The following is a 15066-nucleotide window of genomic DNA, read 5'->3' as shown; positions in this document are numbered from 1 at the left end:
TGCTCCGCAGATAAATCGGGGTCAGACCCCATTTATCTGCGGAGCAAAAAAAAGGGCCCCCGCAGGGGCCCGAACAGGGGATGGTCAAACCGTGGATCAGAAGGCGGCGTTGAGCGTCACCCGCAGGGCGCGCGGCGAGCCCGGGGTGATGTTGTTGTCGCTGTTGGCCGAGGCGTAGTAGGTCTTGTCGAACAGATTCTCCAGATTGGCCTGCAGCTTCCATTGCTTGTCGAGCGCGTAGTAGACGGCCGCATCGACACGCGTGAAGGCCGGCAGGCGCGCGGTGTTCGAGGTCGAGGCGAAGATTTCGCCGCGGTAGACCAGGCCAAGCGCCGCGCCCCACTGGGCGTCGAGATTGACGCGGTTCCACACGGCGGCGCTGTGGCGCGGCACCTGGGCCAGACGGGCGCCATTGAGGGCCGTGGCCGACTGTGTCGCGGTCAGACGCGCATCCTGCCAGGCATACGAGGCCATTACATTCCAGCCGGCGCGCACGCGCCCCTGCAGGCCGACTTCGAGGCCGTCGGTGCGCTGGCCGTCGACCAGCAGCGAACGGGTGCTGTCGGCCGGGTCGGTGATCACCACATTCGAGCGCTTGAGGCGGTACACGGCAGCGCTGGCGCTCAGGTCGGGCGAGACGTCCCACTTGGCGCCCACTTCCAGATTGCGGAACTGCTCGGGATCGAAGGCTGCGTTCGTCGCCGTCAGCGAAGACAGCTGATCGCCGGCGCGCGGCACATAGGCCACGCTGTAGCTCGCATACAGCGACACGCTATCTTGCGGCTTGTAGACCAGGCCGGCGCGCGGCGACAGCGGCGTGTCGGTCACGTTCAGCGTGCTGCCATTGCGGCGGTTGAAGAAGTCGACCCCGAAGCGGTCGTAGCGCAGGCCGACGATGGCCTGCCAGTTGGGCGAGAACACGATCTGGTCCTGCACATAGGCCGAACGGGTGCTGGCGGTGCCGTGGTTGTCGGCGTCGCTGGCCGACTGGCGGAACACGATGGCGGCGCCGGTGCTCGGATTGCTGAGCGGCGCGTTGACGCTGGTGGCGCCGTCGAAATAAGCGGTATTGCGGAAGTTGTCCGTCACCTGGCGCCCCAGCTCGACGCCAAAGGCCAGCTTGTGCTGCAGACCGGCGGCCGTCAGCGTGTAGTTGAAGTCGGTCTGGTTGAACAGATTGCGGCGCTCGGTCGCATTGTTATAGCCCTGCAGCGCCACCGTGGTGCCGGCCGCATTCACGGCGCCCGGGAAGACGTTCTGGTAGAACTTGCTGTAATCGGCCCAGCGCGTGCGGTTGCGCACCGTGAGGCCGCCGCCGAAGTCGTGCTCGAGGTAGGCGTTGAAGGCATTGACGTCGGCCTCCACGCGCGACAGGTCGGCGCGGCCGAAGAAGGCGCCCGGATCGGTCGCCAGCGGACGCCCCTGGTAGGACGGCACGCCGCGGTCGGCCGTGCGCTTGTCGCTGAAGTATTCGTAGCCGAGCACCAGGCTGGTGTCGGCGCCCAGGCGCCAGGCGGCGGTCGGGTTGATGCCGTGGCGGCGCAGGTCGACGCCCTCGCGGTAGCTGCCCGAATCCTCGGCCATGGCGTTCAGGCGCCAGGCCAGATCGCTGCCGGCGGCCTGGCCCAGGTCGATGCTGGCGCGCTTGTTCTGCCAGCTGCCGAGCGTGAGGCTGGCGCGCCGCAGCGGGGTCCAGTCGGCCTGCTTGCTGACGCGGTTGATCACGCCGCCGGCGCCGCCGCGCCCGAAGATCATCGCATTCGCGCCCTTGAGCACCTCGACGCTTTCGATGTTGTACAGATCGCGGTAGTACTGGACGTCGTCGCGCAGGCCGTCGACGTAGAAGTCGCCGGTCGAGCTGGCGCCGCGGAACACGGCCGTGTCGCGGTTGCCTTCGCCCTGGGCCGTGACCACCCCCGGCACATAGCGGATCACGTCGGCCACGCCCTGCATGGCCTGGTCCTGGATCAGCTCCTTGCCGACCACGGTGATGGCCTGGGGCGTGTCGCGCAGCAGGGTGTCGGTCTTGGTCGCGCTCAGGCTCGACTGGACGGCATAGCCGTTGTCGGCGGCGCCGGTGACCTTCACTTCGGGCAGCACGGTGAGGGGCGCGTTCTGGGCGTGGGCGGCGATGGCGGCCAGGGCCAGGTGAACCGCAAGGGCGAGGGGGGCAGGTGTCATGGTCTTCCTTTTGTAAATGCAAATGAGAATGAATCTCATTATCACACACGAAAACCCGACATGCAAGCGCCAGCGCCCTCCCCCGGGTGGAACCGGTGAGGGCGGAAGGCAATGGGATGGGGAAAACAGGCGGTGCGTGGCGTAAGCGCCGGCATGCACGCCGTGAGACAGGCGTCGACGCTTAAGGCATGCCGGAGGCTACGCCAATGCCGCTGTGGCATTTGACCGGGCCCGCGCCCTGGTCAGCAAGGATGTCGCGCATAAGGACAGACACGACAGGCTTAGTTCAGGGCGGCTTTCTCGGCGGCGCTCAGGCGCTTGGCGCTGACGACCACGACCTGCATGTCCTTGCTCAGATCGACCGTGTGGGCGGCGGCCAGTTTGGCGGCCTGACGGGCCTTGAATTTCGGGATCTCGGCCGAGGCGTAGGTGGTCACGCAAGTCAGGGCGGCGATGGCGAGGAAGATGGCTTCCATGTTTTTGATGATGGCTTTCATGATGCTCTCCTAGAGGTTCGTTGAACAATTCGCTTCTGCGATGTTTGCACTGTACCTAAAGGCGATCCGCCATGCGACCGGTGTGCGACGAACTGCAAAAAACGGGGGCTGGACTTCAAAAAAACGGGCGTGACCCGTTGTCGAACGGATCACGCCGATGCAGACAATTACTTGCTCAGCTTGATGCTGGTGGCCTCCGCCGTCAGGTAGCCGACGGCGGCGCCGAAGCGGTCCTTGTAGTTGGCGCGCACGAGCGGATCGAGGGTGCTCTGGACCTTGCCGTGCAGGCTGGCGATCCAGTCGCCCGGGTGCTGGAAGTTGCTCATGATGTAGGTCCAGCCATTGACGTCGTCGGCCACATGCAGACCGGTCGCCTCGGCGCCGGCCGGCATCGTCGCCAGGCGGGTCAGCTGCTTGCTGTCGACGTTATAGGCCCACAGCATGTTATTGACGTGCATGCTCGAGTCTTCGCCGATGAACAGGGTGCGCAGCTTCTCGGAGAACTTCAGATTGTCCGGGTTGGCGACCTTGTCCGGATTGGCCAGGTTGCCGAGCGCATCGGCCGCGGCCAGGTCTTCGCCGACCAGCAGCATGCTGGTCGAGGCCGGCACCCATTCGCTGTTCATGGCGGCGCCGCCGCTGTCCTTCTGGCTGCCGCTGAGCTTGTGGGCCATCACGCCGCCGGCCACCAGGGCCTTGTCGACGGCGATATTGGCGTTCGGATTCCACGAGGCCGAGGTCTTGACCATCGAGCCCTGGATGTTCTGCAGGGCCGAGTAGGCGATCTTGTCCTTGATATTGACGGTCGTGCCTTCGAGCTTGGTGAAGTTCATCGACGCGCCGACCAGGTTGGCGTAGCGGTGCGTCTCGAGGAAGGCGGCGGCCTTCTCCATGCCCGGCTTGAGCTTGACCCAGTTGACCTTGCCGTCGACATACATCTTGGTGAAGCTGGCGTCGTTCGGGTCGGTCGTCACCACGGTCATGATGTCGGACGGCTTGAGGGTATTGGCCAGGGCTTCGATCTCGGCGCTGGTGGCGCTGCCGAGTTTGATCCAGCTGATCGCGCCGCTGGTGCTGGCGGCCGGGTCGATCGAGAAGCCCGGTGCATACTTGGCCACATACAGCGAGCCGGACGACAGGTCCTTCTCCTTGTCCGCGATGAACAGGAACAGGCCACCATTGGTGTAGTCGTCGCCCATCAGCACGGTGCGGTTGTCCGGCATCACCTGGACCAGTTCGTGCGAGATGCGGCCCAGGCAGTAGTGCTTCTTGATGCTGCCCGTGCCGTCCGGGTTGACCGTCACTTCCGGCAGATGGCCGTAGTGGTAGGGATTGGCGGCCGTCTCGTCGCCGAAGGTGTTCTTGCTGAAGGCCTTGAACTGGGCGTCGGTGGCGATGAAGGGCGCGTTCGGCTCGTATTCCTCGCTCGACAGATGGGTGCCCCAGGGCGACAGGCTGGCGCCGCAGGTGATCCACAGGCCATGCACCTGGGAGGTGTCGACATTGTGGTATTTCACCAGGCTGAGTTTGCCGGTGGCCGGATCCTGGTCGAGCGTCAGCACGGCGATCGGCGACGGCAGGCGGCCGTAGGTGTCGTTACCGGCCTGGTCGCGCGTGTTGTATTCGAACTGGACGACGGCGAACACCGGCTTGCCCTTGACGCCGGCGACGCTGGCATTGGCCACCGTGGTCAGCGTGGTGCCGTCCGGCGAATCGGAGAAGAACTGGCGCGATTTGCCGGCCACCGAGGTGTCCATGATCGGCTGGTTCTTGATGTCGACGTAGCCGCCGGCCAGCACGGTGCCGCCCTTGCCGTCCGGGACCATGTCGCCGGTGATGAAGAAAGGCTGATAGGCGAGCTTGTAGCTGACCGAGGAATTGTCGCTGAAGTTGACATTAAAGGCCGCGGCGACCGTGGTGGTGGCCATCGCGGCGGCATTGGCCAGGCTGGGGGCGGCGGCGGTCGAGGCGAAGCTGCTCGACAGATAAACCGGGGCCGGGGCCGGCGCCGGGGTCGGCACCGGAGTGCCCTGGTCGACGCCGCCACAGGCGGTCAGGAGAGCGCTGCCGCCCAAGGGCAGCAGAGGAGCGCCGGCGAGAATACGGAGGGCCTTACGGCGGCTGGAGTCTTGCATGGAAAAATCCCGTCGAGTGATTGAGAACGGCGGGATTGTAGGCAGCGCATATGACGCCCGAATGAAAGCCAGATGACAAGCTTGTCACACGGATAAATCGGGGTCAGACCCGCATTTATCTGCATGGAAAAATGGGGTCTGACCCCGATTTGTCGGCGGGGCAATTTGATGTCGGCCGGATAAATGGGGTCTGACCCCGATTTAGGCGTGGGGCAAGTTGGCGAGGGCGACGTAGTGTTCCATCGCGACCGCTTCGGGGCGGGCGCCGGGGTCGATGCCGGCGGCGATCAGCTGGGCTTCGCTGAACATCGGCGCCAGGCAGTTGCGGATCACCTTGCGCCGTTGCGAGAAGGCCTGGGTCACCACGGCTTCGAGCCGGCGCTCGTCCACGGCCAGGCGCGCCGGCCGCGGAATCATGCGCACGATCGCGCTGTCCACCGCCGGCGGCGGGTCGAAGGCAGTCGGCGGCACGATGAACAGCAGCTCCATGTAGTAGCGCCACTGCAGCATCACCGACAGGCGGCCGTAGGCCTTGGTGCCGGGCTCGGCCACCATGCGCTCGACCACTTCCTTCTGCAGCATGAAGTGCTGGTCCTCGATCTGGTCGCAATACTGGGCCAGATGGAACAGCAGGGGGCTGGAAATGTTGTAGGGCAGATTGCCGACCACGCGCAGCTTGTGGCCGGCCGCCACGGGGATGCTGGCGAAATCGAATTTCAGCGCGTCGCCGCTGTGGATCGTCAGCTGGCTCGGCGCGAAGCGCTTCTCCAGCCGCGTCACCAGGTCGCGGTCGAGCTCGACCACGTGCATGTGCGGCAGATGCTGGAGCAGGCGCTCGGTCATCGCCGCCAGGCCGGGACCGATCTCGACCATCGTCTGGCCCGCGGCCGGCGCAATCGCGCTGATGATCTGGTGGAGGACGTGGTCGTCGGTCAGAAAGTTCTGGCCGAAGCGTTTGCGGGCGATGTGTTTCATGCTTGCGATCGGATCATGTGGAGGGCGGCCAGGATGGCTTCGCGCATGCTGCCGTCATCGGCATGGCCGACGCCGCGCGCGGCCAGGTCGAGCGCGGTGCCGTGGTCGACCGAGGTGCGCACCAGCGGCAGACCGAGCGTGATATTGATGCCGCGCCCGAAGCAGACGTGCTTGAGCACGGGCAGGCCTTGGTCGTGGTACATGGCCAGCACGGCATCGGCCTCGTGCAGATACTTGGGCTGGAACAGGGTGTCGGCCGGATACGGGCCGCGCGCGTCGATACCGCGCGCGCGCGCCGCCTCGAGCGCGGGGATGATGGTGTCGATTTCTTCGCGCCCCAGGTAGCCGTGTTCGCCCGCATGGGGATTGAGGCCGGTGACCAGGATGCGCGGCGCAGCGATGCCGAAGCGCTGGCGCAGGTCGTGGTCGAGAATGTCGAGCGTGCGCGCGAGGCCGGGACCGGTGATCGCGGCCGGCACGTCCTTCAGCGGCAGATGGGTGGTGGCCAGGGCCACGCGCAGCGGATGGCCGTCGGCCATGGGGCCGGCCAGCATCATCACGACCTGCCCGGTGCCGGTCTGTTCGGCCAGGTATTCGGTGTGGCCGGAGAAGGCGATGCCGCAGTCGTTGATCGTGCTTTTCTGCAGCGGGGCGGTGACCATGCCGGCCCACCAGCCTGCGCGCCAGCCTTCCAGCGCGAGGTCGAGCGTGGCCAGCACGGCGCGGCCGTTGCGGGCGTCGAGCTGGCCGGGCACGACCGGCTCGGCCAGGGCGACGTCGACCACGCTCAGGCGCTCGGTCCCAAAGCTGGGCAGGCCGCTATGGCGCAGCGCCAGCGGGGCCAGCGCGGCGGTGCGGATGGCCGGATCGATCTCGCCGGCGACCACGGCCAGCAGGGCGGCGTCGCCGATCAGCACGCACTCGACCTGCTCGCGCAGGGCCCAGGCGGCGCGCACGGCCAGCTCGGGTCCGATGCCGGCCGGTTCGCCGATGGTCAGCGCCAGCCGCGGGCGCGTGCCGGCCACGGGCTCAGTCCTTGTCGCGGAATTCGACGTAGGCGCGGTCGCGGATCTGGCGCGCCCATTCTTCGCCCATCTCTTCGGCCTTGCGCTCGTACAGCACCTGGCGCGCCGCCGCGCGCTGCTTCTCCTTCGACTGGTCTTCGGCCTTGCGCTCGAGCACTTCGATCAGGTGGAAGCCGAACGGGGTCTCGACGATGTCGGACAGCTGGCCCGGCTTGAGCGCGTCCATGGCGGTGCGGAACTCGGGCATCACGTCGTCCGGGGCCACCCAGCCGAGGTCGCCGCCCTTGGCGGCCGTCGAGTCGTTCGAGAACAGCTTGGCCAGGTCTTCGAATTTGGCCGCCTTGTTCAGCAGGCGCTCCTTGATGTCGGCCAGCTTGCGCTTGGCGTCGTTGGCCGTCACGGCCGGCGTCACCTTGATCAGGATGTGGCGCACGTGGGTCTGCTGGACCACCTCGGCCTGCTGGGCGTCGGCCAGGCTGCGCTTGTCGACCACCTTCAGGATGTGGAAGCCCGAGGCCGAGCGGATCACGGGGCTGAGGCCGCCCTTGGGCAGCTTGGCGACCGGCTCGCCGAACACCGGTTGCAGGCGTTCCGGCTGGCGCCAGCCGACTTCGCCGCCCTTGAGCGCGTCCTGCGAATCCGAATAGGTGGCCGCCATCTTGGCGAAATCGGCGCCCGTGCGCAGCTGGCGCAGCACTTCGTCGGCCTTGGCCTTGGCGCGCGCGATCTGCTCGGGCGAGGCGTTCTCGGGGATGCCGATCAGGATCTGCGACAGATTGACTTCGAAGCGTTCCTTGTTGGCCGCGTCTTCGGCCAGCAGGTAGGAGTCGATCTCGGCTTCGGAGATCTGGATCTTGCGGTCGACTTCGTATTCGCGCAGACGCTGGACCATGATCTGGCCGCGGATCTCCTCGCGGAAGTCGGCGAACTTGGTGCCTTCCTTCTCGAGGCGGTCGCGGAATTCCTGGGCGCTCATCTTCTGGCCTTCGGCGATGCGGGCGATGGTGCGGTCGAGCTGCAGGTCGTCGACCTTGACCCCCATTTCCTTGGCCATCTGGATCTGGGCGCGCTCGGTGATCATGCGCTCGACCACCTGGCGCTTCAGTTCGGCCGGGGCCGGCAGCGGAATGCCCTGGGCCTGCATATTCGCGCCGATCTGGGCCACGCGCTGGGTCACTTCGTTGCGGGTGATGACTTCGTCGTTGACGACGACGGCGATGGCGTCGATCAGGTTCGCATTCGGCGGGGTGAAGCCGGCCGGCTTCGCGGCGTCCGGGGCCTTGGGCGCGGGCGCGGCGGCCGGGGTCTGGGCCTGGGCCAGGGCGCAGGCGAGCATCACGGCAGCGGTGAGGGGAAGCAGTCGGGCGGTTCGCATCATGGGAAAAGCACTCATGGTTCGGTTGATCGATCGGTCAGCGTGTCACGCCTTGGTTGACCTTGGTATAGCCGGGCACCCCTTTGTAGAAGGATTCCAGCGCATTGCCAAAGCCGACCGGCGACAGGCCATTCAGCTCCAGCTGGAAGAAGAACGGCGTCGACGAATGCTGGGCGGCCGTCACGAAGCGCTGCGCGCCCATGCGGAACAGCCAGCAATCGGCCTTGTATTCGAAGCCCACCAGGGATTCGAGGATTTTCGAGTCGCGCAGCGAATAGCTGACGCGGCCCACGCCATACCAGCGGCGCGACAGCGGCCACTGGGTCGACAGGTCGAGGTTGCGGAAGCTGTCGCGCAGATAGCGGTAGGCGGCATTGAGCACCTGCTTCTCGCCCGGCTGCCACTGCACGCCGTAGCTGGAGCTGTAGACCTGGCGCGAGGACGCATTGTACTGAATCATGGAGTCGAAACTCCATTCCTGGTTCGAGCGCCCGGTGGCGGCCAGCAGCAGGTCGGAGCGGGTGGCCGTCTCGGGCAGGCTGGCGTCGAGAGTCACGCGCTGCGGGCGGAAATAGAAGCGCTGGCCGAGCGCCAGCTTGAGGCGCTCGGCGCCATTGCCCTCGATGAAGCGCGAGACCAGGGCGGCCGTGACCTGGTTGGCGTCGCCGATGCGGTCATTGCCGAGGAAGCGGTTCTCGCTGAACACCTGGGCGAAGCTGAAACCGGCCAGGCCGGAATCGAAGTTCGGGAAGGCGCTCTGGTCCTTGTAGGGCGTGTAGACGTAGAACAGGCGCGGCTCCAGGGTCTGGGTCACGCCACGCCCGAACAGGGTCGATTCCTTTTCGAACACCAGGCCGGAATCGAGCGAGAACGTGGGCAGCACGCGCGTCAGCGAGGTCGAGGGTTTGCCCGGCAGGGCGTCGAGCGCGTAATCGCTCGCGTGCAGCTGCAGCTTGGGCGTCACGAACCAGCCCGGGCGGATCAGCGGATAGCTGAGCTGCGGGATCAGCAGCGCGCGGTTGCCCTGCTGGGCGGTCGGGTGCCAGAAGCGCGTGCCTTCGAGGTCGAGCGACCAGTCGAAGCCATTGACGTCGTAGGCGCCCGTATGCAGATTGACCTGGGGCAGGCGGTCATACGGGCGCGGCACGGTCAGGCTCGGATCGAGCTTGGCGCCCGGATCCTGCAGCACCTGGTAGCGCTGGGCGCGCGCCGTCAGCAGCCAGTGGCTGCCGCCCCAGTCGCTGCGCAGTTCGCGCAGCAGCTGGCGTTCGGCCGAGGTCGAGATCGACTTGGAAAAATCGGTCGGGTAGTTGTCGTCCGAGGCAGCCTTGACCGACCAGGCATAGGACCAGCCCGGCATGAGCTGCTGGCTGTGGCGCGAATTCAGATACCAGCGGTTGCTGTGGGTCTGCTTGTCGTTGAGCAGGAACTCGGCCTGGGTCTCGCCCGCATACGGGCCGCCCTCGGTCTCGCCGATGTAGCGCGCCAGGTTGTTGAGCTGCAGGCCGCGCCGCAGAATCATTTTCGGCGTGACGGTCAGGTCGCGGTTGGGCGCGATATTGAAGTAGTAAGGCAGGGCCAGTTCAAACGCGCCCTTGGAGCCGCCGCCGATCGAGGGCGGCAGCCAGCCCGAGCGGCGCGCGCCCGAGAGCGAGAACGACAGCGGCGGGACCGGCACTTCGAGGCCCTTGAAGACCAGGCTGGAGCCGGTGGCGACGCCGACGTCGCGTCCTTCGTCCAGGCGCAGGCGGCTGGCCTTGATGAACCAGTCGGGGCGCGTGCCCTCGCAGGTCGAGTAGGTGCCGTCGAGCACCAGGGCTTCATCGTCGGACAGGAATTCGATCTTGCGCGCCACGCCCTGGGCGTTTTTCAGCTCCATCTTGTAGCGCGGATTGAGCACCCAGCCCTTGCCCGAGTCGAGATTGAGCAGGAAGGCGTCGCCCGCGTAGTGGTCGCCAAAGCGCGTCATCTCGACCTGGCCCTGGCCTTCGACCTCGTCCGGCACCTGGCGGTAGCAGGCGCGGTCGGCGCGCAGGCGGGTCTGGTCGCGCGTGATCTGGACCTGGCCGCTGGCCTCGATTTCGCGGTCGAGATGGCCCGACAGCTGGTCGGCCAGCAGGTCGACCGGGGCCGTCTTGTCCTCGGCCTTATGGGGCTTGGCGGGCGTCTGGGCGTGCGCCGACAGGGCGCCGGAGGCTGCCAGGGTAGACAGCGCCAGGGCCAGGGCACGGACGGGAGGAAGGGCCGACAACCAGCTCATTCAGGGCGTATTCGGGGCACCATGCAGGCGCTTTTTTAGGGTCAATCCCGTATTATATGGGGTATTGCGAATAACTCTGCTTCTGTTTCATGCCCTTACAGTTTTCCCCCGCCCCGACCGACCCGCGTTTTCAGTCCCTGCAAGCGTGGCTCGCCACCCTGGATATCGTCGACGCGGCCAGCGCGCGCCCGGCCTCGGCCGATGCCAGCTTCCGCCGTTATTTCCGTCTGGATGTGCTGCCCGCCCTGCGCGACAAGCTCGGCCCGACCCTGGTGGCGATGGACGCCCCGCCCGAGCGCGAGAACGTGCCGGCCTTTGTGCACGTGGCCGGCCTGCTGGCCGAGGCCGGCGTGAACGTGCCGGTGATCGTGGCGCGCGCGGTCGACCAGGGCTTCCTGCTGCTGTCCGACCTGGGCACCACCACCTATCTGCAGCGGCTCGACGTCGACAATGCGCCCTTCATGTATTCGGACGCCGTCGAAGCCCTGCTGCGTTTCCAGGTGGCCAGCAAACCCGGCGTGCTGCCCGAATTCGACCGCGCCTTCGTCAAGCGCGAGCTCGACCTCTTCCCCGAGTGGTATATCGGCAAGCACCTGGGCGTGAGCTTGACGCCCGCCCAGGCCGACAGCCTGCAGCAGGTGTTCGAGACGATCAGCGCCGTCGTGCTGGCCCAGCAGCAGGTGTATATGCACCGCGACTACCACTCGCGCAATCTGATGTGGCTGGAGCAGGACAATCCCGGCGTGCTCGACTTCCAGGATGCCGTCTACGGTCCGATCACCTATGACCTGGCCTCGCTTTTCCGCGACGCCTACATCCAGTGGGACGAAGAGCAGGTGCTCGACTGGGTGGTGCGCTACTGGCAGACGGCCAAGCGGCTCGGCCTGCCCGTGCGGCCCGACATCGACGATTTCTACCGCGATTTCGAATTCACGGCCCTGCAGCGCCACCTGAAGATCCTCGGCATCTTCTGCCGCCTCAACTACCGCGATAACAAGCCGCATTATCTGGGCGACCTGCCGACCGTGCTCGACTACGTGCGCAAGACGGCCGGGCGCTATCCCGAACTCAAGCCCCTGCTGCGTCTGCTCGACAGTGTGGACGGCAAGGCGCCCGACGTGCGCTACACCTTCTGAGGAGCCGGCGATGAAAGCCATGCTCCTGGCGGCCGGGCGCGGCGAGCGCATGCGCCCGCTGACCGATAGCCTGCCCAAGCCCCTGCTGACGGTGCGCGGGCGGCCCCTGATCGTCTGGCACATCCTGAATCTGGTGCGCGCGGGCATCACTGAGATCGTGATCAACCACGCCCACCTCGGCCACCTGATCGAGCAGGCGCTCGGCGACGGCAGCCAGTTCGGCGCGCGCATCGCCTACTCGCCCGAAGATCCGGCGCTGGAAACCGGGGGCGGCATCGCCCAGGCCCTGCCGCTGCTGGGGCCGGAACCGTTTCTGGCGGTCTCGGCCGACATCTACTGTCCGTATTTCGATTTCGCCGACACGCTCGACGTGCTCAAGGATACCGACGTGCTCGGTAACCCGATTCCGCCCGAGCAGCGCGACATGGCCTGGATCTACCTGACCAAGAACCCCTGGCACAATCCGCACGGCGACTTCGGCCTGACCCTGTACCAGGTATCGAACACGGGCGAGCCGAAGTGGAATTTCGCGAACATCGGCGTGTACCGGCCCGAGATGTTTGCCGACATCGTGCCCGGCACCCATGCGCGCATGGGCCCGGTGATCCGCGCCTGGGCCGAGCGCGGCCGCGTCGGCGGCGAGCTGATCGACACCGACTGGACCAATGTCGGCACGATCGCCCAGCTCGAAGCGCTCAACGCCCCCTACGGCGGACGGGGCCAGGCATGAGCGACTGGTTCGCCCGGCGCGCCCGACTGGCGGCCCAGCTGCCGGCCGGCGCCGTGGCCGTGCTGGCCACCGCACCCGAGCGGCGGCGCAATGGCGACAGCGATTATCCCTACCGCCACGATTCGAGTTTCTACTACCTGTGCGGCTTTCCCGAGCCCGAGGCGGTGCTGGTGATCGTGGCCGGGCAGCGCCCGCGCAGCCTGCTGTTCTGCCGCGAGAAGAATGCCGAGCGCGAAATCTGGGACGGCTTTCGCTACGGCCCCGAGGCGGCCCAGACCGCGTTCGGCGTCGACGAAGCCTATCCGATCGACGACCTCGACGTGCACCTGGCCGAGCTGCTGGCCGACGCCCCGGCCCTGTACCTGCCGCTGGCGCGCGACGCCGCCCTCGATGCGCGCGCCCGTGGCTGGCTCGACAGCGTACGGGCGCAGGCGCGCAAGGGCGTGCAGGCGCCGGCCGTGCTGGGCGACCTCACGCCCCTGGTCGAGGAAATGCGTCTGATCAAGGATGCGGGCGAGCTGGCCACGATGGAGCAGGCCGGCCGCATCAGCGCCCAGGCCCATGCGCGCGCGATGCGCGCGGTGCGCCCCGGCATGCCGGAGTACGCGCTCGAAGCCGAGCTGCTGTACGAGTTCCGCCGCCACGGCGCCCAGGCCCCGGCCTATCCCTCGATCGTGGCCGGCGGCGCGAATGCCTGCGTGCTGCACTATGTGGCGAATAACGCGCTGCTGCGCGATGGCGACCTGGTGCTGATCGACGCCGGCTGCGAACTCGACGGCTATGCGAGCGACATCACGCGCACCTTCCCCGTCAACGGCCGCTTCAGCCCGGCCCAGCGCGATCTGTACGAACTGGTGCTGGCGGCCCAGGCGGCCGCGATCGCCACCATCGCGCCCGGGCGCCGCGTAGCCGAAGTGCACGAGGCGGCCCTGCGCGTGCTGACCCAGGGCATGCTCGACCTCGGCCTGATCACCCACCTGGTCTCGCTCGAGCAGGCGCTCGAACAGCGCCTGTATCTGCCCTTCTACATGCACGGCACCAGCCACTGGCTCGGCATGGATGTGCACGACTGCGGCAACTACAAGGACGTGCACCACAGCGAGCGCCCTTCGCGCCTGCTGGAAACGGGCATGGTGCTGACCGTCGAGCCCGGCATCTATGTGCGGGCCGCCGAGGGCGTGCCGCGCGAATTCTGGAACACCGGCATCCGCATCGAAGACGATGCCGCCGTCACCGCCCACGGCGCGCGCCTGCTGTCGGCCGGCGCGCCGAAAACCGTGCGCGAAATCGAAGACCTGATGCAGCATGACTGAACAGCATTTTGATACCGCCATCTGCGGCGCCGGCCCGGTCGGCATGGCCCTGGCCGCCCTGCTCGCGCGGCGCGGCATGGCGCCGGCGCGCATCGCCCTGATCGACGCGCGCCCGCTCGAGCAGGCGATCGACGATCCGCGTTCGATCGCCCTGTCCTACGGCAGCCGCCAGCTGCTCGAGCAGCTGGGCGCGTGGCCGCTGCCGGCCACCCCGATCGAGCAGATCCACGTGTCGCGCCGCGGCCACTTCGGGCGCAGCCTGATTGACCGCACCGACCACGATCTGCCCGCGCTCGGCTATGTGTGCCGCTACGGCGACGTGGTGGCGGCCCTGGCGCGCGCCTGCGCCGCGGCCGGCATCAGCACCTTGCGCCCGGCGCGCGTGGCCGGCCATCTGGAAGACAGCGACAGCGTGCAGCTGCATCTGGACGACGGCCGCAATCTGAGCGCGGCCATCGTGGTCCAGGCCGAGGGCGGCGTGTTCAGCGACCAGAGCGAACGCAGCCTGCGGCGCGACTATGCCCAGACCGGCATCATCGCGCGCGTGGCCGTCAGCGCGCCGCAGCTGACGCGCGCCTTCGAGCGCTTTACCGAGGAAGGGCCGCTGGCCCTGCTGCCCCAGAGCGGCAGCGACGGCCTGCATTACGCCCTGGTCTGGTGTGTGCGGCCGGAACGCGCCGAGCAGCTGCTGGCCCTCGACGATACGGCCTTTCTGCAGGCGCTCGAGGCGGCTTTTGGCCAGCGCCTCGGCCAGTTCCAGAAGACCAGCGCGCGGCTCGGCTATCCGCTCGGCCTGAATGCCGAGGCGCGTGCCACGGCGCGCACGGTGGCCATCGGCAATGCCGCCCAGACCCTGCACCCGGTGGCCGGCCAGGGCATGAACCTGGGCCTGCGCGACGCCGCCGTGCTGGCGCCGATGCTGGCGCGTTCCTTCCAGCCGCCGGTGCTGGCCGAGTACGCCACCGCGCGCATGCGCGACCGCCACACCACCGTGCATCTGACCGATACGCTGGCGCGCATCTTCGCCCAGCGCGGGCCGCTCCAGCATGTGCTCGGCGCCGGTCTGGCCGTGCTCGATACGCTCGATCCGGCGCGCGCCATTCTGGCCGAGCTGATGATGTTCGGCCGCCGCTGAGCGCGGGCCAGCCGTGCGCCGCGGGGGCGCGCGCCGGCCTAGGATGGGGACGTAAGCAAGGAGGTCCCATGCGACTCGATATCTACCAGCGCCCGGGCACGCCGGGCCACCCCAGCTACCTGGCCGTGCCGGCCGAGCGGCCGATCCCCGAAGAAGCCACCAACACCGACTGGCAATGCGCGGCCCGCGGCCTCGACATCGATGACGAGGCCGACCAGCTACCCGATTATGAAATCGGCCAGCTGCGCCGCCAGCTGGCCGAAAAAGGCTATGCGATCACCGCCCTCAACGGGCACTGAAGGCG

Annotated in this window: 12 protein-coding genes; 5 read left to right on the top strand and 7 right to left on the bottom strand. The window is 67.4% G+C overall.

Translation table 11 applies throughout. The annotated features are described in order from the left end of the window. Positions 1-96: 96 nt before the first annotated feature. From LZ005_RS20505 to LZ005_RS20475, 7 genes are all read right to left on the bottom strand, one after another. Positions 97-2181 carry a TonB-dependent siderophore receptor gene (locus LZ005_RS20505; protein WP_237810372.1) on the bottom strand — a complete coding sequence of 695 codons (2085 nt, stop codon included), beginning with the start codon at positions 2179-2181 and terminating at the stop codon, positions 97-99. 281 nt (positions 2182-2462) lie between these two features. Beyond that, positions 2463-2678 carry a hypothetical protein gene (locus LZ005_RS20500; protein ID WP_237810371.1) on the bottom strand — a complete coding sequence of 72 codons (216 nt, stop codon included), beginning with the start codon at positions 2676-2678 and terminating at the stop codon, positions 2463-2465. 167 nt (positions 2679-2845) lie between these two features. Then, complete coding sequence (locus tag LZ005_RS20495) at positions 2846-4813, bottom strand: PhoX family phosphatase (RefSeq protein ID WP_237810370.1); 1968 nt, start codon at positions 4811-4813, stop codon at positions 2846-2848. A 201-nt stretch (positions 4814-5014) separates the two neighbouring features. After that, positions 5015-5788: a 16S rRNA (adenine(1518)-N(6)/adenine(1519)-N(6))-dimethyltransferase RsmA gene (gene rsmA / locus LZ005_RS20490; RefSeq protein WP_237810369.1), complete on the bottom strand. Its 774-nt coding sequence runs from the start codon at positions 5786-5788 to the stop codon at positions 5015-5017. Further along, entirely contained in the window at positions 5785-6813 is a 1029-nt protein-coding gene (gene pdxA, locus LZ005_RS20485) for a 4-hydroxythreonine-4-phosphate dehydrogenase PdxA (protein ID WP_237810368.1), read from the bottom strand. The genes rsmA and pdxA overlap by 4 nt, the downstream gene beginning before the upstream one ends. Positions 6814-6817: 4 nt before the next feature. After that, on the bottom strand, positions 6818-8188 hold the full coding sequence (locus LZ005_RS20480; RefSeq protein ID WP_373889439.1) for a peptidylprolyl isomerase: 1371 nt from the start codon (positions 8186-8188) through the stop codon (positions 6818-6820). A 37-nt stretch (positions 8189-8225) separates the two neighbouring features. Beyond that, complete coding sequence (locus LZ005_RS20475) at positions 8226-10448, bottom strand: LPS-assembly protein LptD (protein WP_237810366.1); 2223 nt, start codon at positions 10446-10448, stop codon at positions 8226-8228. 89 nt (positions 10449-10537) lie between these two features. Between LZ005_RS20475 and LZ005_RS20470 the strand changes: the two genes are divergently transcribed. From LZ005_RS20470 to LZ005_RS20450, 5 genes are all read left to right on the top strand, one after another. Further along, positions 10538-11584: an aminoglycoside phosphotransferase family protein gene (locus tag LZ005_RS20470; RefSeq protein ID WP_237810365.1), complete on the top strand. Its 1047-nt coding sequence runs from the start codon at positions 10538-10540 to the stop codon at positions 11582-11584. Positions 11585-11594: 10 nt separating this feature from the next. Continuing rightward, the gene (gene murU / locus LZ005_RS20465; protein WP_237810364.1) at positions 11595-12314 is read left to right on the top strand and encodes an N-acetylmuramate alpha-1-phosphate uridylyltransferase MurU; all 720 of its coding nucleotides are present in this window, start codon (positions 11595-11597) and stop codon (positions 12312-12314) included. Next, positions 12311-13627 carry an aminopeptidase P N-terminal domain-containing protein gene (locus LZ005_RS20460; RefSeq protein ID WP_237810363.1) on the top strand — a complete coding sequence of 439 codons (1317 nt, stop codon included), beginning with the start codon at positions 12311-12313 and terminating at the stop codon, positions 13625-13627. The genes murU and LZ005_RS20460 overlap by 4 nt, the downstream gene beginning before the upstream one ends. After that, positions 13620-14762 carry a UbiH/UbiF/VisC/COQ6 family ubiquinone biosynthesis hydroxylase gene (locus tag LZ005_RS20455; protein WP_237810362.1) on the top strand — a complete coding sequence of 381 codons (1143 nt, stop codon included), beginning with the start codon at positions 13620-13622 and terminating at the stop codon, positions 14760-14762. The genes LZ005_RS20460 and LZ005_RS20455 overlap by 8 nt, the downstream gene beginning before the upstream one ends. A gap of 68 nt (positions 14763-14830) precedes the next feature. Continuing rightward, positions 14831-15061 (top strand): DUF6139 family protein, encoded by a 231-nt coding sequence (locus LZ005_RS20450; RefSeq protein WP_237810361.1) that lies wholly within the window; start codon positions 14831-14833, stop codon positions 15059-15061. The last annotated feature ends 5 nt before the right edge of the window (positions 15062-15066 follow it).

The organism is Massilia sp. TS11, assembly GCF_022012445.1.
In the GTDB taxonomy this organism is placed as follows: Bacteria; Pseudomonadota; Gammaproteobacteria; order Burkholderiales; family Burkholderiaceae_D; genus Telluria.
Note: the sequence above shows the minus strand (reverse complement) of the source record. Positions and strands in the feature narration are given on the sequence as shown.

What these genes read in the sequence shown, in the direction of transcription:
- LZ005_RS20505 (WP_237810372.1), bottom strand. Translation starts at nt 2,181, where the DNA reads ATGACACCTGCCCCCCTCGCCCTTGCGGTTCACCTGGCCCTGGCCGCC.
- LZ005_RS20500 (WP_237810371.1), bottom strand. Translation starts at nt 2,678, where the DNA reads ATGAAAGCCATCATCAAAAACATGGAAGCCATCTTCCTCGCCATCGCC.
- LZ005_RS20495 (WP_237810370.1), bottom strand. Translation starts at nt 4,813, where the DNA reads ATGCAAGACTCCAGCCGCCGTAAGGCCCTCCGTATTCTCGCCGGCGCT.
- rsmA (WP_237810369.1), bottom strand. Translation starts at nt 5,788, where the DNA reads ATGAAACACATCGCCCGCAAACGCTTCGGCCAGAACTTTCTGACCGAC.
- LZ005_RS20480 (WP_373889439.1), bottom strand. Translation starts at nt 8,188, where the DNA reads ATGCGAACCGCCCGACTGCTTCCCCTCACCGCTGCCGTGATGCTCGCC.
- LZ005_RS20475 (WP_237810366.1), bottom strand. Translation starts at nt 10,448, where the DNA reads ATGAGCTGGTTGTCGGCCCTTCCTCCCGTCCGTGCCCTGGCCCTGGCG.
- LZ005_RS20470 (WP_237810365.1), top strand. Translation starts at nt 10,538, where the DNA reads ATGCCCTTACAGTTTTCCCCCGCCCCGACCGACCCGCGTTTTCAGTCC.
- murU (WP_237810364.1), top strand. Translation starts at nt 11,595, where the DNA reads ATGAAAGCCATGCTCCTGGCGGCCGGGCGCGGCGAGCGCATGCGCCCG.
- LZ005_RS20460 (WP_237810363.1), top strand. Translation starts at nt 12,311, where the DNA reads ATGAGCGACTGGTTCGCCCGGCGCGCCCGACTGGCGGCCCAGCTGCCG.
- LZ005_RS20455 (WP_237810362.1), top strand. Translation starts at nt 13,620, where the DNA reads ATGACTGAACAGCATTTTGATACCGCCATCTGCGGCGCCGGCCCGGTC.
- LZ005_RS20450 (WP_237810361.1), top strand. Translation starts at nt 14,831, where the DNA reads ATGCGACTCGATATCTACCAGCGCCCGGGCACGCCGGGCCACCCCAGC.